Source organism: Lysobacter soli, assembly GCF_003382285.1.
GTDB classification, from domain to species: Bacteria; Pseudomonadota; Gammaproteobacteria; order Xanthomonadales; family Xanthomonadaceae; genus Lysobacter_J; species Lysobacter_J soli.
Genome location: NZ_QTJR01000001.1, coordinates 385,102 through 403,210, shown reverse-complemented (window position 1 = coordinate 403,210; position 18,109 = coordinate 385,102). Strand labels below are relative to the sequence as shown.

Sequence of the window (18,109 nt, the reverse complement as noted above, 5' to 3'; positions counted from 1 at the left end):
CAACGGCCATCTTTCCAAGGATCCGCGGCACGCCCGCCTGATGCAACCTCATATCCGAACCCAATTGCAGATCATCCCGCGCGACCAGCACAACGTCTCGCGGCGCGACATCAGCCCCAATGCCCTGCGCGTGCTTTATCGCCTGCGCGAAGGAGGTTTCGAGGCCTACCTCGTCGGCGGCGCCGTGCGGGACCTGCTCATCGGCGGCCATCCGAAGGACTTCGACGTCGCCACCAACGCGACGCCGGAAGAGGTCAAGGGCCTGTTCCGCAACTGCCGCCTCATCGGGCGCCGCTTCCGCCTGGCGCACGTCGTCTACGGGCGCGAGATCATCGAAGTCGCGACGTTCCGCGCCAACAGCGACGACGGCAGCGGCGACCGCGAGCTGCACGAAGGCGGCCGCGTCCTGCGCGACAACGTGTACGGTTCGATCGAGGACGACGCGGTCCGTCGCGATTTCACCGCCAACGCGCTGTACTACGCGATCGAGGATTTCTCGGTGCGCGATTACACCGGCGGTTTCGATGATGTGCGCAACCGTTTGATGCGCCTGATCGGCGATCCGGAAACGCGCTATCGCGAAGATCCCGTACGCATGCTGCGCGCGGTGCGCCTGGCGGCGAAGCTCGATTTCGAGATCGAAACGGAAACGGCCAAGCCGATCGCGCAACTGGCGCCGCTGCTGCGCGAAGCCGCGCCGGCGCGCCTGTTCGAGGAATGCCTGAAGCTGTTCCTCTCCGGTCATGCCGTGAAGAGTTTCCTCGGCCTAGAGCGCCACGGCCTGCTGCCGGCGCTGCTGCCGGAAACCGCTGCCGCGCTGAAGTCCAATCGCAGCGGTGCGCTGCGCCGCATGCTGCTGGAAGGCCTGAAGGGCACCGACACACGCGTGGCGAACGACGAGCCGGTGTCGCCGGCGTTCCTCTTCGCACTGCTGCTGTGGCCGGCGTATTGCCGCGCGCTGATCACGCTGCAGGCGCAGGGCGTGCACGCAGCCGAAGCGCAGCGTCGCGCGGCCGATCGTGTCACCGTGCACCAGTTGGAAACCATCGCGCTGCCGCGTCGTTTCTCGCTGCCGATGCAGGAAATCTGGCTGCTGCAGTCGCGCTTCTCGCAGCGCCAGCGCAAGCGGGTGTTCCGCACGCTTGCGCATCCGCGCTTCCGTGCGGCGTTCGATTTCCTCAACCTGCGCATGGCGGCTTCCGAGGAGCACGCCGACGACGTGGCGTTCTGGCGCGAGGCGCAGACCGACCCCGCGCACGCGTTGGCCGCGGCAGACGCGCATCGCGACGCCGAGTCGAGCGAAGAAGGCGATGCGCCGCGCAAGCGCCGCCGTCGTCGTCGCAAGACCGCCCACGGCGGCGAATGAGCCAAACGCCTGAAAACCGGGCCTTCATCGGCTTGGGCAGCAATCTGGGCGACAGCCTCGCCACGTTGAAGGCTGCGTTGCGCTCGCTCGATGCGCTGCCCGACACGCGCGTGGCGATCGCGTCGAAGCTGTATCGCACCGCCGCGTGGGGCGTGACCGACCAGCCGGATTTCATCAACGCCGTCGCGCTGCTGCATACGCGCCGCGCGCCGCGGCAGTTGCTGGACGACCTGCTCGAAATCGAGCGCCACGCCGGCCGCCATCGGCTGGAAGACGGCAGCGATCGCTGGGGCCCGCGGACGCTGGACCTCGACCTGCTCCTGTACGGGCACGAACGAATCGACGCGCCCGGCCTGCACGTGCCGCATCCACGCCTTCACGAGCGCGCCTTCGTGCTGGTGCCGCTGGCCGAAATCGCGCCGGACGTGGACATCCCCGGCGTCGGCACCGCCGCGCAGGCGCTGGCGAGGATGGCACCGGCGCAGGTCGAGGGGGTAACGTATGCGGACCCCCTCGATCCCGCCTGAGCGTTCGCGCCGGCGATAGAAGCTGCCCATGTACAGCGGAACTCCGAACGAGTCGTCCCGTGCCGCCGAGAAGGCGTGGACCGTGCCCGCGCTCGCGCAGGCCAAGCGCGACGGCCGCAAGCTGGTCATGCTGACCTGCTACGACGCGGGCTTCGCGCGCACGATGGAGGACGTCGGCATCGACCTGGTGCTGGTCGGCGATTCGCTCGGCATGGTGATGCAGGGACACGACAGCACGATCCCGGTGACCACCGCCGACGTCGCGTACCACACGGCCTGCGTCGCGCGCGGACTGGACAAGACGCTGCTGATCGCCGACCTGCCGTTCGGTGCCGATGCCACACCGGAGCGCGCGCTCGACGCGTCGATCCGCCTGCTGCAGGCAGGGGCGGCGATGGTCAAGCTCGAAGGCGCCGCGCACAAGCTTGAGGTCATCCGGTTCCTCGTCGATCGCGAGATCCCGGTCTGCGCGCACCTGGGCCTCACGCCGCAATCGGTGTTGCGCCTGGGCGGCTACAAGGTGCAGGGTCGCGATGAGGTCGCCGCCAGGCGCCTCCGCGAAGACGCCCGCGCCGTGCAGGACGCCGGCGCCACGCTGCTGGTGCTCGAATGCGTGCCCACGCCGGTCGCTGCATCGATCACCGCCGATCTCGACATTCCCACCATCGGCATCGGCGCCGGCCCGCAATGCGACGGCCAGGTGCTGGTGCTGCACGATCTGCTGGGCGTCAATTCCGGCCATCGCCGGCCGCGCTTCGTGAAGGATTTCCTCGCCGAAGGCGGCTCGGTTGCCGGTGCATTCGCCGCCTACGCAAAGGCGGTGCGCGACGGTTCGTTCCCCGACGCCGAACATTCGTACGCCTGATCCGCTCCGCTTCCTGATCCGAACACGATGATCGACACCTTCACCGAACTCGACGCGCTGCGCGAGCGCGTGCGCAGCTGGAAGCGCGATGGCCTGCGCGTCGCTTTCGTGCCGACGATGGGCAACCTGCACGACGGCCACTTCTCGCTGGTGAAACTCGCGCGCACGCATGCCGATCGCGTGGTCGCCAGCGTTTTCGTCAATCCAACGCAGTTCGGTCCGAACGAGGATTTCGCCCGCTATCCGCGCACGCCCGACGCCGACGCGCGCGGCCTGGAAGCGGCCGGCTGCGACGCGCTCTGGCTGCCGTCGGTGGAGGCGATGTACCCGTACGGCGTCGAGGCGACCGTGCGCGTGCAGGTGCCGAACGTCACGGCCACGCTGGAGGGCGCGTCCCGTCCCGGCCATTTCGACGGTGTTGCGACCGTCGTGTCGCGACTGTTCAACCAGGTGCAGCCGGACGTCGCGGTGTTCGGCCGCAAGGATTACCAGCAGCTCGCCGTCGTGCGTTACATGGTCCGCGACCTCGCGTTCCCGATCGAGATCGTCGGCGCCGACATCGTTCGAGAAGCGAACGGACTGGCGATGAGCTCGCGCAACCAGTACCTCTCGGCCGACGAACGCGCGCAGGCGGCGCAGATCAGCCGCTGCCTGGCGGCGATGGCCGACGCCGTCCGCGCTGGCGAGCCGCGCGAAGCCGTTGAGGCCGGTGCGTCGCAGCGCCTGGTCGAGGCCGGTTTCGACCCGGACTACGCCGTCCTGCGCCGGCCCGACCTGACGGTGCCGGCAACCGGTGAAACCGGTTCCATGGTCGCGCTGATCGCCGCGCGGCTCGGGCGCACACGCCTGATCGACAACCTCGAATTCACCGCCTGAACGCGCGACCGCGTGCACGATCCGGAGCGTTCCAGCGCCGCCGCCAATCCGGCGGGCCGGATGATGTTGCACCGCGCCATGCGCTGCTAGACTTGCCCAAATCCCTTGCACGCCGAGCGCGTCCGCGTTGCGGCCGGAGCCGAAATCCATGCAACTGAACATCCTCAAGGCCAAGATCCACCGCGCGACGGTGACCCACGCCGAGCTGCATTACGAAGGCTCGTGCGCGATCGACGGCCGCCTGCTCGACATTTCCGGCATCCGCGAATACGAGCAGATCCACATCTACAACGTGAACAACGGCCAGCGCTTCGTCACCTACGCCATCCGCGGCGAAGAGGGCAGTGGCGTGATCTCGGTGAACGGCGCCGCCGCGCACTGCGCGCAGCCGGGCGATCTGGTCATCATCTGCGCCTATGGCGTGTGCGAGGAGGCCGAGGCAGCCAAGTACAAGCCGACGCTGGTGTACGTGGACCGCGACAACGCGCTGACGCATACCAACCGTTCGATGCCGGCACAGGCGGCCTGACCGCCCATGGATGCCGCTTCCCGTCTGAGCCAACTGCGCGCCCAGGCCGGGCGCATCCAGCAAACCCCGTTGGCGAAGCTGATCGCCGACGACGCGGCACGCGCGCAGGATTTCGCCCTGCGCGTGGGCCCGATCTACGCGAACTTCGCCCGCCAGCACTACGACCGTGAAGCGCTGGCCGCGCTGTTCGCGCTCGCCCAATCGGTCGATGCGCCGGCGCGCCTGAAGGCGCTGTTCGACGGCGAGAAGATCAACCTCACCGAAGGCCGCAGCGTGCTGCACACGTCGCTGCGCAGCGATCTGTCCGACGCGCCGGTCGCCAAAGCCGCGCACGCGCAGGCACTGGACGCGCGCAAGCAGATGCGCGCGCTGGTCGATTCGCTCGCCAAGAGCGAGATCACCGACATCGTGAGCGTCGGCATCGGCGGCTCCGACCTCGGCCCGCGTCTGGCCGTGGATGCGCTGAGCGGCCCGAAGCCCGGCCGTTTCCGCGTGCATTTCCTCAGCAACGTCGACGGCCACGCCGCACAGCGCGTGCTGGCCGGACTCGATCCGGCGCGCACCGCGGCGGTGCTGATCTCCAAGACCTTCGGCACGCAGGAGACGCTGCTCAACGGCGCGATCCTGCGCGACTGGCTGGGCGGCACCGAGCGCCTTTACGCCGTGTCGGCGAACGTCGAGCGCGCGGCTCAGGCGTTCTCGATTCCCGCCGAACGCATCCTGCCGATGTGGGACTGGGTCGGTGGGCGCTATTCGTTGTGGTCGGCGGTCGGTTTCCCGATCGCGCTGGCCATCGGCATGGACGCGTTCGAGCAGATGCTCGACGGCGCCGCCGAGATGGACGCGCACGTCCTGAAGACGCCGGTCGAAAAGAATCTTGCGGTGTGGCACGCGCTCACCAGCGTGTGGAACCGCAACGGGCTGGGTTACTCGACGCACGCGGTGCTGCCGTACGACGAACGCCTGAAGCTGCTGTCGAATTACCTGCAGCAGCTGGTGATGGAAAGCCTCGGCAAATCCGTACGCACCGACGGTTCGCCCGTCGATGTCGAAACCGTGCCCGTGTGGTGGGGCGGCGCCGGTACCGACACGCAGCACAGCTTCTTCCAGGCGCTGCACCAGGGCACGTCGATCGTGCCGGCCGATTTCATCGGGGTGGTGCGTGCCGACGCGCCGTATCCGCAGAACCATCGCGCGCTGCACGCGAACCTGCTCGCGCAGACCGAGGCGTTCGCCAACGGCCAGTCCAGCGACGATCCGCATCGCGCGTACGCCGGTGGTCGTCCGACGACGACGCTGCTGCTCGATGCGCTGACGCCGTATTCCTTCGGCGCGCTGCTCGCGCTGTACGAACACAGCGTGTACCTGCAGTCGCTGGTGTGGGGCATCAACGCCTTCGACCAGTTCGGCGTGGAACTCGGCAAGCAGGTCGCGAGCCGTCTGCTTCCGGCGCTGGAAGGCAAGGCGCAGGCCGACGATCCGGTGACGCGCGCTCTGCTCGAACAGTTGCGCGGGTGAATCAACGCGACGCAGCGTGCATCACGCTGCGTCGTCTGCTCCATGTCGGCGCAGTGCCCACTCGATGTGCTCGCGCACCATCGGGCTGGCGGACTCGCGGCGCGCACGCAGCGCGCCGATCACGTCCGGTGTCGAACGCGCATTCCCCAGCGCGACGGCGATGTTGCGCAGCCAGCGCTCGTGGCCGCTGCGCCGTATCGCGGAACCCTCGGTGCGCTGGAGGAATTCCTCCTCGCTCCACGCGAAAAGATCGACCAGCGTCGCCTTGTCCAGGTCGTTGCGCACGCGGAAATCCGGCTCGTCCGTGCGTTGGGCGAACTTGTTCCAGGGGCAGATCAGCTGGCAGTCGTCGCATCCGAAGATGCGGTTGCCGATCGGTGCGCGCAGGTCTTCGGGAATCGCGCCTTCGTGTTCGATCGTGAGATACGCGATGCAGCGCCGCGCATCGAGCCGGTACGGCGCGACGATCGCCTGCGTCGGGCACACGTCGATGCAGCGTCGGCAGGTGCCGCAGTGCGCGCTCGCCGGCACGTCGACGGGCAGGGGCAGATCGACATAGATCTCGCCGAGGAAGAAGAACGAACCGCCGTCCTTGTCGATCAGGCACGTGTGCTTGCCGATCCAGCCCAGTCCTGCGTTACGCGCGAGCGCGCGTTCGAGCACCGGCGCCGAATCGACGAACACGCGATGCCCGAACGGACCGACGACCTCGGCGATGCGGTCGGCCAGGCGCTGCAGGCGCTGGCGCATCAGCTTGTGGTAGTCGCGGCCCAGCGCGTAGCGCGCGACGTAGGCGCGTTCGCTGTCGTCCAGCGTCGCCCAGGCTTCGTCGCTGTCGCGCCCGTAATCCAGGCCGACCGAAATCACGCGCACCGTGCCGGGATGCAGTTCGTCCGGGCGCGCGCGCAGATCGCCGTGGCGCGCCATCCAGTCCATCGATCCGTAGAGGCCCTGCGCAAGCCATTCGCGCAGATACGCTTCGTCCTCGCCGAGTTCCACGCCGGTGATGCCGCAGCGCTGGAAGCCGAACTCGCGCGCCAGTTCGCGCACGCGCGCCGCGAGCGCGCCGTAGTCGGGCGCGGAGTCGGGCAGGGGGGCGGGGAATACGGAGGGGTTCACGGCATCGCAAGTATAGAATCGCGCGATGCCCCACGACGCCGCTCCGTTCGTTCACGCGCTCTACGACGCCGCGGCGCTGCGGCAGCTGGAGTCGCGCGCGGCGCAGCGGCTGGGCGACGGCTTCGAATTGATGCGACGCGCCGGCGCGGCCGCGTGGCGCGACGTGCTGGCACGCTGGCCGCAGGCGATGCGGATCGCGGTCGTGTGCGGGCCGGGCAACAACGGCGGCGACGGCTACGTGCTCGCGCGCCACGCAAAAGACTCAGGTCGCGACGTGCGCGTCTTGCATCTGCCTGAACACGCACCGCGCGCCGGGCTCGCGCGTCGCGCTGCCGACGAGTTCGCCGTCGTGGGCGGCTCGATCGTCGAGTTCGATCAGCGCCTGCCGCCATGCGATCTGATCGTCGATGCGCTGTTCGGCATCGGCTTCTCGCGCGAACCGGATGCGGCCACGCGGGCGGTCATCGCCGCGATCAATGCGCATGGTGCGCCGGTATTCGCGCTCGACGTGCCCAGCGGTGTCGACGCAGACAGTGGTTCTGCTCCCGGGGCGGCGGTGATCGCGACGCACACGATCGAATTCATCGCGTCGAAGGCGGGGCTGCGCACGGGCGCCGCGCTCGATCATGCCGGCGCGTTGTCGCTCGCCCCGCTTGAACTCGACGCCGTCGATTTCGACGGCGTCGTCGCCATCGCCGAACGCCTGGCTGCGACTGACCTCGCGCGTTGGCTCGCGCCGCGGCCGCGCGACAGCCACAAGGGTCGCAACGGTCGCGTGCTGTGCATCGGCGGCGACCACGGCAGCGGCGGCGCGATCATGCTGTGCGCCGAAGCCGCGTTGCGCAGCGGCGCGGGACTGGTCGAAGTCGCCACGCGCGAGCGCCATGTCGCGCCCTTGCTCGCACGCCTGCCCGAAGCGATGGTCCATGACGTCGGCGACATCGAGGCGCTGCACGCAGCACTCGATCGCGCAGATGCGGTGGCGCTCGGTCCGGGGCTTGGTCGGGGCGACTGGGGCCTTCCGTTGTACGAACGCGCGATCGCCAGCGGAAAGCCGCTGCTGCTCGACGCCGATGCGTTGAATCTGCTGGCGACGCGTCCGTTCGCATTGCCGGCCGATGCGGTGATCACGCCGCATCCGGGCGAAGCGGCGCGCCTGCTCGACACCACCACCGCGGATATTCAACGCAACCGTTTCGCCGCGGCGCGCGCGTTGTGCGAGCGCTATGCGTGCGTGGTCGTGCTCAAGGGCGCGGGCACGATCGTGATGTCCGCGCACGAGACGCCTCGCGTCATCGCCGCCGGCAATCCCGGCATGGCGGTGGGCGGCATGGGCGACGTGCTCAGCGGCGTCATCGCCGCGTTGCGCGCGCAGGGCATGAAGGCGTTCGACGCCGCGGCATGCGGCGCGCTGCTGCATTCGTCGGCCGGCGATGCCGCCGCGCACGATGGCGGTGAGCGCGGGCTGCTGCCGAGCGACCTGATGCCGTGGCTGCGCCACTTCTCGAACCAGGAAGCGAAGCGATGACCGAACTGTGGTTGCCCGATGTCGATGCCACCGATGCGCTCGGCGCGCGACTGGCGATGACGCGTCCCGCGCAGGCCGTCGTGCATCTGCATGGCGATCTTGGCGCGGGCAAGTCGACGATCGCGCGCGCACTGCTGCGCGCGCTCGGTGTGCAGGGCGCGATCCGCAGCCCGACGTACACGCTGGTCGAGCGATACCCGCTCCCCGATGGCGAAGCCTGGCACCTGGACCTGTATCGCATCGCCGATCCGGGCGAACTCGAGTTCCTCGGCCTGGACAGTGCGGACGTGCGGCTGTGGCTCGTCGAATGGCCGGAGCGGGGCGCCGGCGCGCTGCCGGTCCCCGACCTCACCATCGAGATGTCGATGCGCGGGCCGGGGCGGATCGCCCGGCTTCGGTCGGGCTCGCCGGTCGGCGACAGCTGGCTCGGGCGGGTGTCGACCGGGCACGAGGTTGCGTCCGACTCCTGAACGGATTTGCAGGAAAGACCGGCAGGTCCCGGATTCGTAAGGGAAAAGTGCTTGCAAAATTAATTTTGCGGTGCTTGACTACGGTCCATGCGCGTAACCGCCGCCACCGTCCAGAAATGTCTGCTCGGCCTTGCGCTGCTCGCGGCGGTTGCCTGGAATCTGGCGCACGCCAGTGAAATCAAGGGCTTGGAGCTGCGCGACGGTGCCACCGGCACCCGTGCCGAGATCGCCCTCGATCGCGCCGCCGACTTCAAGGTCATCAGCCTCAAGGGGCCCGACCGTCTCGTCATCGACCTTCCTGCCTCGTCGCTGGCGCGCGGTTTCCGCCTGCCGTCGGCCAGCGGCGTGGTGAAGTCGGTCCGCACCGGCGAACCGTCGCCCGGCACCGCCCGCATCGTGTTCGACCTGGCCCAGCCGGTCGCTGTGCTGAAGCCGCGCATCGAGCAGGCCGGCGACGGCCCGCGCTTGGTGCTCGAATGGCCGGGCGACGGGTCGACGCCCGCACCGTCCGCGCCCGCTGTGGCGACGACTACGCCCGCCGTGCCGGCCGCTCCGACCACCGACACCGCTGCGGCCGCCACGCCGATAGCGCAGAAGTTCGATCCGGCCGCTTCCTCGGCTGCGACGACGCGCCTGATCTCCGAGATCGTCGCGCGCAACGAAACCACCCCGGCCGCGCCCGCGACGACTGCGCCTTCCGTACCCACGCCCGCCGCGAACGTCGCCGCTGCGACCGTGCCGCCCTCGGCGATGCCGAGCGCCACGCCGATGCTGCCGGCGTCGACGCCGGAGGCCACTTCGACGGCGTCGGCTCCGAGCGCTCCCGCTGCGGTCGCCGCGAAACCGCCGGTCGCGACGACGATCGCCACCGGTGTTCCGACCCGCATCGCCACCGGCGTGCCGACGCCGATGCCCGGTTCGACCGCCGCGACCTCCGCCAGCGCCGGAACGCCCGCAGCGCAGGCACCGGTCAAGACGATGAAGGACGTGATGCGCGGTCGCGGCATGCGTCCGCTGGTCATCGCGATCGACGCCGGTCACGGCGGCCAGGATCCGGGTGCCATTGGGCCGTCGGGCAAGCGCGAGAAGGACGCCACGCTGGCCATCGCCCGCGAGCTCGCCCGTCAGGTCAACGCGACGCCGGGCCTGAAGGCCTATCTCACCCGCGACACCGACGTGTTCATCCCGCTGCCGCGTCGCGCGCAGCTGGCGCGGGCGGCGAAGGCGGACATGTTCATCTCCATCCACGCCGACGCCGCCGAAAACCGCGCCGCGCGGGGTTCGTCGGTCTACGTGCTCTCGCTGAAGGGCGCGTCGTCGCAGCGCGCCCGCTGGCTGGCCGACAAGGAAAACGCATCCGACCTGATCGGTGGTGTGCGGCTTGAGCAGACGAGCAACACGCTTGCCTCGGTGCTGCTCGACCTCACCCAGAGCGGCCACATGAAGGCGTCCGAAGATGCCGCGGGGCAGGTGCTGGACGGTCTCAAGCGCGTCGGCGCGAACCACAAGCCGAACATCGAGCGCGCCAACTTCGCCGTGCTGCGCACCTCCGACATGCCGGCGATGCTGGTCGAGACGGCCTTCATCTCGAACCCGGAAGAGGAAAAGCGCCTCAACGACCCCGCGCACCAGAGCAAGCTCGCGCGTGCGGTGCTGGACGGTGTCAACACCTACTTCACCCGCCAGCCGCCCCCGGGCACCCTCTACGCGGCGCGCGCGGATGCGCAGTACGCGACCGGCGAGGCGAGCGGCGGCAGCCTCTGATCGCCCCGCGACACTCCAGACGGCGCCCGGGCATTCCCGGGCGTTTTCGTTTGCGCGATCGTTTGCGCAATCGGCCAGACCGGCCGCCGCGTCGGCTATGATGAACGCGATTCCCTCGACGATGCCGGGCCGCATCGCCAAGCCGTGACGATCCGCCAGCTCCCCGACACCCTCATCAACCAGATCGCCGCCGGCGAGGTCATCGAGCGTCCCGCTTCGGTGGTGAAGGAGCTCGTCGAAAACGCGCTCGACGCCGGCGCCCGGCGCATCGACATCGACCTGGAAGAAGGCGGCGTCCGCCTGATCCGCATCCGCGACGACGGCAAGGGCATCGAGCCCGACCAATTGCCGCTGGCGGTGTCGCGCCACGCGACCAGCAAGATCGCCTCGCTCGACGACCTGGAAGGCGTGGCGACGCTCGGCTTCCGCGGTGAAGCATTGCCGTCGATCGCCTCCGTCAGCCGATTCGCGCTCACCTCGCGCCGCGACGGCAGCGATCGCGCGGCGACGCTGGAAATCGACGGCGGCCGGCTCGGCGAGGTCATACCGAAGTCGCATCCGCAGGGTACGACCGTCGAAGTGCGCGACCTCTTCTTCAACGTGCCGGCGCGGCGCAAGTTCCTGAAGGCCGAACGCACCGAGCTTGGCCACATCGAGGAATGGCTGCGCCAGCTCGCGCTCGCGCGCCCCGACGTAGAACTGCGCGTCTCGCACAACGGCAAGCCGTCGCGACGCTGGAAAGGCGAGGGCGATCTGCTGTCGGAAGTGCGCCTGCATGAAGCGCTCGGCGAGGAATTCGCGCGCAACGCGCTGCGCATCGAACACGAAGGTGCCGGCTTGCGGCTGCACGGCTGGATCGCGCAGCCGGCGTACAACCGCGCAAGCGCCGACCAGCAGTACCTCTACGTCAACGGCCGTGCGGTGCGCGACCGCAGCATCGCGCACGCGATCAAGCAGGCCTATGCCGACGTGCTCTTCCACGGCCGCCAGCCGGCGTACGTGCTGTTCCTCGAACTCGATCCGCGGCGCGTCGACGTCAACGTGCATCCGGCCAAGCACGAAGTGCGGTTCCGCGACGCACGCCTGATCCACGACTTCGTCTACCGCACGCTGCAGAACGCGCTCGCGGAAACGCGCGCCGGCACGGTAGCGGGCGTGGCGGGGATGCCTGCGAACGATGCGCTAGCGGCGCCAACGTTCGACGGCTACGGCAGCGCGGGCGCGCCTGCCTACACGTATCTCGATCGCGCCTCGCAATCGCCGCTGCCGATGCAGGTGGCGGATACGCGCGCGGGTTACGCGGCGCTCTACGGCGGCGGCGGAGCGGCCACCGCGGTTGCGCCGTCGTTCGCGCAGAACCCCCAACCCGCCGCATTGCCGCACAGCGACGACGCCACGCTGCCGCCGCTCGGCTATGCCATCGCGCAGCTGCACGGCATCTACATCCTGGCCGAAAGCGCCGAAGGGCTGATCGTCGTCGACATGCACGCCGCGCACGAGCGCATCGGCTACGAGAAGCTCAAGACCGCGCACGACGGCGAAGGCCTGCGCACGCAGCCGCTGCTGGTGCCGGCGACGCTGGCGGTGTCGGAGCGCGAAGCCGAGGTCGCCGAGCGCGAGGCGCAGACGCTGGCCGAGCTCGGTTTCGAAGTCACCCGCAGCGGTCCGCAGTCGCTGACGTTGCGTTCGGTGCCGGCGCTGCTCGCGCATGGCGACGTCGAAGCGTTGCTGCGCGACGTGCTGGCCGACCTGCGCGAGCACGGCGAAACGCTGCGCGTCGCCGCGGCGCGCGACGAGCTGCTCGCGACCATGGCCTGCCACGGCGCCGTCCGCGCCAACCGCCGTCTCACTCTGCCCGAGATGAACGCCCTGCTGCGCGAGATGGAAATCACCGAACGCTCCGGCCAGTGCAATCATGGCCGTCCCACCTGGGCGCGCTTCACGCTGCCCGACATCGACCGCTGGTTCCTGCGAGGACGTTGAATGGCTTCAGTCGCGAAAGGGGCACTGATCTTCATGATGCTGGGTGCCATCACGGCCTGCGGGCCGAAGCAGGACGACGCCGCAAGCGCCGAGCAGGCCAAGGCCGAGCGCGCCGCGTTCCAGCAGGAACTCGACATGGTGCGCCAGTTGCGCGTCACCGAACTCACCAAGCCCGACGGGTGGACCAGCCTGGTCGGCCTGCACTGGATCGATCCGGGCTCGCATTACATCGGCTCCTCGGCCGGCAACGGCATCAAGCTCGCGGTCGGGCCGTCGCACCTGGGCATGATCGACGTGAGCCAGAACCGCGTTCGCTTCGTGCCCGAGAAGGGCGCGGCGATCACGCTCGACGGCCAGCCGTTCACCAGTGAAGCCATCCTGCGCGCCGACGACGCACCGACCGGACCCAGCGTCATCGGTTTCGACGACGGCAAGGGGCTGGCGACCGTGATCAAGCGCGGCGACCGCTACCTGCTGCGCGTTAAGCACGCCGATGCCCCGACTCGCACCGGTTTCCGCGGCGTCGAATACTGGCCGACCAGCGCCGACTGGCGCGTGGAAGGCCGCTTCGTGCCGCACCCGGCGGGCAAGACGCTGGAGATCGCCAACATCATCGGCACCACCGATGCGGTGCCGAACCCGGGCGCGATCGAGTTCGAGCGCGAGGGCAAGACGTTCCGCATCGAAGCCCTGGACGAAGGCGAGGAAACGCTGTTCCTCGTCTTCGCCGACCGCACCAGCGGGCACGGCAGCTATCCGGCGGGTCGGTTCCTCGACGTCGCCAAGCCGGGCGTCGGCGGCAAGGTGGTGCTCGACTTCAACCAGTCGCGCAACCCGCCGTGCGCCTTCACGCCCTTCGCGACCTGCCCGCTGCCGCCGCCGGAAAACCGGCTGGACGTGGCGATCCAGGCCGGCGAAAAGACCTACGCCCACTCCGCCAACTGATCCGGACCTCCGACCAATGCGTCGTCGCTTCAAGCTGCTGTGCCTTTCGCTCGCCGCTGCCGTAGGCCTGATGTCGGTGGCGCTCGCCGTCGAGCAGGCGCGTTCGCCGGCGCAGGCCACGCCGTCGCAAGCTGAGCCGCAGGCCGCGAGTGCGCCGCCTGCCGCGACGCGCCCGCCGCCGGTGCCGCTGCTGTGGAAGGTGTCCGATCGCGACAACTCGGTCTACCTGCTTGGTTCGTTCCACCTGTTGAAGGCCGACGACTATCCGATTTCCGGCGACATCGACCAGGCCTTCGCCGGCGCCGACAGGATCGTCTTCGAAGTGCCGCCGGAGCAGATGCTCGATCCGGCGATGGGGCAGAAATTCCTCGCCGCCGCCGGCTACGCCGACGGCCGCACGCTGAGCCAGGTGCTGCCGCCGGCGATGCGCGAGAAGTTCAACCGCATCCTCGCCCAGCGCGGCGCGTCGATCGCCCAATTCGACGCGTACGAGCCGTGGTTCGTGAACCTCTCGCTGATGCTCGGCGTGTCGCAGCAGATGGGTTTCCGCCCCGACAAGGGCCTGGACCAGGTGCTGATGCAGCAGGCCATCGCCGGCAACAAGGCGACCGGCGGGCTGGAATCGATCGACCTGCAACTGGGCGTGCTCGATTCCACGCCGATGGACGAGCAGGTGAAGTCGCTGAAGGAATTCCTAGACAAGCCCACCGAAATGCCGGGCATGCTCAGCGACCTGCACAACGCCTGGCGTGACGGCGACCTCGCGAAGCTGGACACGCTCACGCGCGAGGAGATGCGCGAGAAGACGCCCGAGACCTATCGCATCGTCAACGTCGAACGCAACGACGCCTGGGTGCCGCAGATCCAGCAGATGCTCGACGGCCAGAAGAAGGGCGACACGATGGTCGTCGTCGGCGCGCTGCACCTGCTGGGCGAGGACGGTCTGGTCGAGAAACTGCGCGCGAAGGGCTATACGGTGGAGCGTGTGTGTTCGGTGTGTGCGCCGGAGGCTGATGCGCCGCAGGGCGCGCCGGGCAACACGTCGGCAAACTCGTCGGTGAACTCTTCGACGAAGTAGGCGCTGTTTGCCGTCATTCCCGCGAAGGCGGGAATCCATGCATCAGTCGCGTCACGCTCGACGCGTTCCGTCGAACGACAGCGATGCAGTGGCCTTCGGATAACGGAACATCGCTGGAAGATGGATTCCCGCCTGCGCGGGAATGACGGCAAGAAAAGCGGTTGGGAATGACGGCAAAAAGCGGTCGCGGGAATGACAGCAAGAAAGCGGCCGCGGGAATGACGCAAAGAAGCGGCAACCCCGACGGGGTGATGCGCGGTTACGCCGCCACCATCACGATGCAATCCACCGGGCACGCGGGCACGCACAGTTCGCAGCCGGTGCAGAGCGGATCGATGACGGTGTGCATGTGCTTCGAGCCGCCGACGATCGCGTCGACCGGGCACGCCTGGATGCATTTGGTGCAGCCGATGCAGTCGGCTTCGACAATCAGCGCGACCTGCGGCGGCTTGTGCTCGCCGCGCGTGCGGTCGAACGGTTTGGCCGGAACATCCAGCAGGTGCGCGAGCGCACGCGCCCCCTCGTCGCCGCCAGGCGGGCAGTGGTCGACATCGGCTTCGCCGCGCGCCAGCGCCTCCGCGTACGGCCGGCAACCCGCATAACCGCACTGCCCGCATTGCGTTTGCGGGAGCAGGCGGTCGAGGCGTTCGACGAGGTCGGGGATCATGATGTTTCGTCCTTCCCTCTTCGAAAGAAGGTGGCGCAGCCCTGGCCCTCTCTTTTTGGAAGAGGGCTCAAGACCGATCAGCGAACCGGTGCGCCGGGCTGCACGCCGGCGTCGGCGTCGAGCAGGTGCAGCGAGTCGCCGTCGAAACCGGCCGACAGGATCATGCCCTCGCTGATGCCGAAGCGCATCTTGCGCGGCGCGAGGTTGGCGATGAACACCACGCTGCGGCCGACGAGCTTTTCCGGTTCGCCATAGGAGCCACGGATGCCCGAGAAGATCTGGCGCGTGCCCAGCTCGCCGGCATCGAGTTCAAAACGCAGCAGCTTGTCGGAGCCCTCGACGAATTCGCACGCAACGACCTTGCCCACGCGCAGGTCGAGCTTCGCGAAGTCGTCGATGCCGATGGTGGCGGTCTCATTGGTGGATGGCGCGGGCGCCGCGGCCGGCTTGGCGGGCTTGGCTTCGGCCTTGGTTTCGGACTCGTTCTTCGGAGCGGACTGCAGCGAGTCCTTGGAGGCTTCGATCATGGCGTCGATCTGTTTCGGGTCGATTCGGGTGAAGAGCGGGGCGTAGGCGTTGATGCGATGGGCGAGCAGCGGCGCGGCGAGCTCGCTCCAGTTCGCGACCTTCGCTGCGAGGAAGTCCTCGGCCTGCGCGGTGACGCGCGGCAGCACGGGCTTGAGCGCGGTGTTCAGCACGCGGAACAGATTCAGGCCCTGCGTGCAGACGGCCTGCAACTGCGCGTCGGCGCCGTCCTGCTTGGCCAGCACCCACGGCTTGTGCTCGTCGATGTACTTGTTGGCTTCGTCGGCCAGCGCCATCGTCAGGCGCAGCGCGGTGGCGGCCTCGTTGCGCGCGTAGGCCTGCGCGATCGGTTCGAGCTGTTCGACGAAGCGCGCGTACTGCGCGGCATCGGGCAGCGCGTCCGCGAGGCGGCCGTCGAAGCGCTTCTCGATGAAACCGGCGCATCGGCTGGCGAGGTTCACGAACTTGCCGACCAGGTCCGCGTTCACGCGCGCGACGAAATCGGCGAGGTTGAGGTCGAGGTCGTCGACGCCGCCGGTGGTCTTGGTCGCGTAGTAGTAACGCAGCGCTTCGGGGTGAAGGCCCGCGTCAAGGTAGGTGCGCGCCATGACGAAGGTGCCGCGCGACTTCGACATCTTGGCGCCGTCGACGGTCAGGTACCCGTTGACGTGCAGGCGCGTCGGCGCCCGGAAACCCGCGCCGTGCAGCACCGCCGGCCAGAAGAGTCCGTGGAAGTTGACGATGTCCTTGCCGATGAAGTGGTGCAGCTCGGCCGGGCTGTCGCGGCGCAGGTACGACCAGAAGTCCAGGCCCTCTCGTTCGCACAGCGCCTGGAAGCTCGACAGGTAGCCGATCGGCGCGTCCAGCCAGACGTACAGGTACTTGCCCGGATGGCCCGGGATCTGGAAGCCAAAATACGGCGCGTCGCGAGAGATGTCCCACGCACGCAGGCCGCCTTCGGCATCCAGCCATTCCTGCAGCTTGGCCTTCACGCCGGGCAGGGCGACGTCGCCGGCCAGCCATTGCCGCAGGAAGCCTTCGAACTGGCCGACCTCGAAGAAGAAGTGCTCGGACTCGCGCAGCTCCGGCGTCGCGCCGCTGACGACCGAACGCGGTTCCTTCAGTTCCGTCGGCGAATACGTGGCGCCGCAGTTCTCGCAGTTGTCGCCGTACTGGTCCGGCGTGCCGCAGTTGGGGCAGATGCCCTTCACGTAGCGGTCGGGCAGGAACATGCCCTTGACCGGGTCGAACAGCTGCGCGACCGAGCGACGCGAGATGTGGCCGTTGTTGTCGAGCTTGGCGTAGATCGCCTCGGTCAGGACGCGGTTGCGCTCGGAGTTGGTCGAATCGTAATGGTCGAAGGCGACGCCGAAATCGGCGAAGTCGCGCTCGTGGCTCTGCTGGATCCCGGCGATGAAGGCTTCCGGCGACTGCCCGGCTTTCTCGGCGGCGAGCATGATCGGCGTGCCGTGGGTGTCGTCGGCGCACACGTACCAGGCCTTGTGGCCGGCCATGCGCTGGGCGCGGCACCAGATGTCGGCCTGGGTATAGCCGACCAGATGGCCCAGGTGCAGCTGCCCGTTGGCGTAGGGCAGGGCGCAGGAAACGACGAACTCGCGGGACATGGCGAACCGGAAAGCGAAGTGAGCCGGGGATTATCGCATGGGCTCCGCGAAGCCCCGCGGCGTATCGGCTTCGTGGCCGTCGCAGGCCTGGGCCAATGAAGCGCACGCGGATAAACGTTAAGGATGGGCAGCGCGGAGCGCCGCCTTCGGCTTGCCTAGGCCTCAAAAGCAGAACGCCCCGGCGGTCCGGGGCGTCCTGATCAAGCCTTGGCGGAAGGGCTCAGCGACGATTCCACGTCTGCGTGCGGCCCAACAGCGAGAAGCCCATGAAACCGCGGACTTCCAGCTTCTTGCCGTTCTCCACCGGCGTGACCTTCACCGAGTAGATCTTGCCGCTGGCCGGATCGAGGATCTGGCCGCCTTCCCAGGTCTCGCCCTTCTGCTTGATGCCCCACAGGATCACCATGCCCTTGACCGGCTTGCCCTTGCGGTCGCCGGAGCACTTGTCGCAGACCGGGTTCGGGCCGCGGTCGGACTGCAGGATCTCCGTCACGCGGCCGGCGAGGCTGCCGTCCTTCGCTTCGTAGATCTCCACGACGGACTTGGGCTTCTGCGTCTTGTCGTCGATGGTGGTCCAGTGACCGACCGGCGAGCTTTGGGTGGACGCGTTCTGGGCGAAGGCGCCCAGCGGCAGGGCCAGCAACAGAAGAGCGAGCAGCTTGGTACGCATGTGTCCCCTCCCAGGGATCGAATTCCGAGCAGTTATACCGCATCCGATGGCGTA

15 protein-coding genes and 1 pseudogene are annotated in these 18,109 nt (G+C 68.6%); 12 read left to right on the top strand and 4 right to left on the bottom strand.

Going from position 1 to position 18,109, the window contains the following annotated elements; all coding sequences use genetic code 11:
- Nucleotides 1–64 precede the first annotated feature (64 nt).
- The 6 genes and pseudogenes from pcnB to pgi form a co-directional block, all read left to right on the top strand.
- Nucleotides 65–1,366 (top strand): annotated as a pseudogene (pcnB, locus tag DX912_RS01750) (polynucleotide adenylyltransferase PcnB); the annotation flags it as partial.
- On the top strand, nt 1,363–1,893 hold the full coding sequence (gene folK, locus DX912_RS01745; RefSeq protein ID WP_115840723.1) for a 2-amino-4-hydroxy-6-hydroxymethyldihydropteridine diphosphokinase: 531 nt from the start codon (nt 1,363–1,365) through the stop codon (nt 1,891–1,893). The pseudogene pcnB and the gene folK, both read left to right, overlap by 4 nt.
- A 28-nt stretch (nt 1,894–1,921) precedes the next feature.
- On the top strand, nt 1,922–2,758 hold the full coding sequence (gene panB / locus DX912_RS01740; protein WP_115840722.1) for a 3-methyl-2-oxobutanoate hydroxymethyltransferase: 837 nt from the start codon (nt 1,922–1,924) through the stop codon (nt 2,756–2,758).
- Nucleotides 2,759–2,785: 27 nt separating this feature from the next.
- Nucleotides 2,786–3,634, top strand: a complete 849-nt coding sequence (gene panC / locus DX912_RS01735; protein WP_115840721.1) for a pantoate--beta-alanine ligase — start codon at nt 2,786–2,788, stop codon at nt 3,632–3,634.
- A gap of 148 nt (nt 3,635–3,782) precedes the next feature.
- Complete coding sequence (gene panD, locus DX912_RS01730) at nt 3,783–4,163, top strand: aspartate 1-decarboxylase (protein WP_115840720.1); 381 nt, start codon at nt 3,783–3,785, stop codon at nt 4,161–4,163.
- Nucleotides 4,164–4,169: 6 nt separating this feature from the next.
- The gene (gene pgi, locus DX912_RS01725; protein WP_115840719.1) at nt 4,170–5,681 is read left to right on the top strand and encodes a glucose-6-phosphate isomerase; all 1,512 of its coding nucleotides are present in this window, start codon (nt 4,170–4,172) and stop codon (nt 5,679–5,681) included.
- 21 nt (nt 5,682–5,702) lie between these two features.
- Here pgi and queG read toward each other — a convergent pair whose 3' ends face one another.
- Nucleotides 5,703–6,773, bottom strand: a complete 1,071-nt coding sequence (gene queG / locus DX912_RS01720) for a tRNA epoxyqueuosine(34) reductase QueG (RefSeq protein ID WP_115841023.1) — start codon at nt 6,771–6,773, stop codon at nt 5,703–5,705.
- Nucleotides 6,774–6,825: 52 nt separating this feature from the next.
- Here queG and DX912_RS01715 point away from each other — a divergent pair, with 52 nt between their 5' ends.
- The 6 genes from DX912_RS01715 (at nt 6,826) to DX912_RS01690 (ending at nt 14,568) form a co-directional block, all read left to right on the top strand.
- Nucleotides 6,826–8,328 carry an NAD(P)H-hydrate dehydratase gene (locus tag DX912_RS01715; protein WP_115840718.1) on the top strand — a complete coding sequence of 501 codons (1,503 nt, stop codon included), beginning with the start codon at nt 6,826–6,828 and terminating at the stop codon, nt 8,326–8,328.
- A complete protein-coding gene (tsaE, locus tag DX912_RS01710) occupies nt 8,325–8,798 on the top strand; it encodes a tRNA (adenosine(37)-N6)-threonylcarbamoyltransferase complex ATPase subunit type 1 TsaE (RefSeq protein WP_115840717.1) in 474 nt (157 codons plus the stop codon). The genes DX912_RS01715 and tsaE overlap by 4 nt, the downstream gene beginning before the upstream one ends.
- 87 nt (nt 8,799–8,885) lie before the next feature.
- Complete coding sequence (locus tag DX912_RS01705) at nt 8,886–10,562, top strand: N-acetylmuramoyl-L-alanine amidase (protein WP_115840716.1); 1,677 nt, start codon at nt 8,886–8,888, stop codon at nt 10,560–10,562.
- 144 nt (nt 10,563–10,706) lie between these two features.
- On the top strand, nt 10,707–12,545 hold the full coding sequence (mutL, locus tag DX912_RS01700; RefSeq protein WP_115840715.1) for a DNA mismatch repair endonuclease MutL: 1,839 nt from the start codon (nt 10,707–10,709) through the stop codon (nt 12,543–12,545).
- On the top strand, nt 12,546–13,490 hold the full coding sequence (locus DX912_RS01695; protein ID WP_115840714.1) for a DUF1684 domain-containing protein: 945 nt from the start codon (nt 12,546–12,548) through the stop codon (nt 13,488–13,490).
- A gap of 16 nt (nt 13,491–13,506) precedes the next feature.
- Nucleotides 13,507–14,568, top strand: coding sequence for a TraB/GumN family protein (locus tag DX912_RS01690; protein WP_115840713.1), 1,062 nt, complete (start codon nt 13,507–13,509; stop codon nt 14,566–14,568).
- Between the two features lie 259 nt (nt 14,569–14,827).
- Here DX912_RS01690 and rnfB read toward each other — a convergent pair whose 3' ends face one another.
- The 3 genes from rnfB to DX912_RS01675 all read right to left on the bottom strand — a co-directional run bounded on the left by rnfB (nt 14,828) and on the right by DX912_RS01675 (nt 18,055).
- Nucleotides 14,828–15,235 (bottom strand): Rnf electron transport complex subunit RnfB, encoded by a 408-nt coding sequence (gene rnfB, locus DX912_RS01685; protein ID WP_115840712.1) that lies wholly within the window; start codon nt 15,233–15,235, stop codon nt 14,828–14,830.
- Nucleotides 15,236–15,312: 77 nt separating this feature from the next.
- Complete coding sequence (gene metG / locus DX912_RS01680) at nt 15,313–17,385, bottom strand: methionine--tRNA ligase (protein WP_115840711.1); 2,073 nt, start codon at nt 17,383–17,385, stop codon at nt 15,313–15,315.
- A gap of 220 nt (nt 17,386–17,605) precedes the next feature.
- Nucleotides 17,606–18,055, bottom strand: coding sequence for a DUF2147 domain-containing protein (locus DX912_RS01675; protein WP_115840710.1), 450 nt, complete (start codon nt 18,053–18,055; stop codon nt 17,606–17,608).
- Nucleotides 18,056–18,109 lie beyond the last annotated feature (54 nt).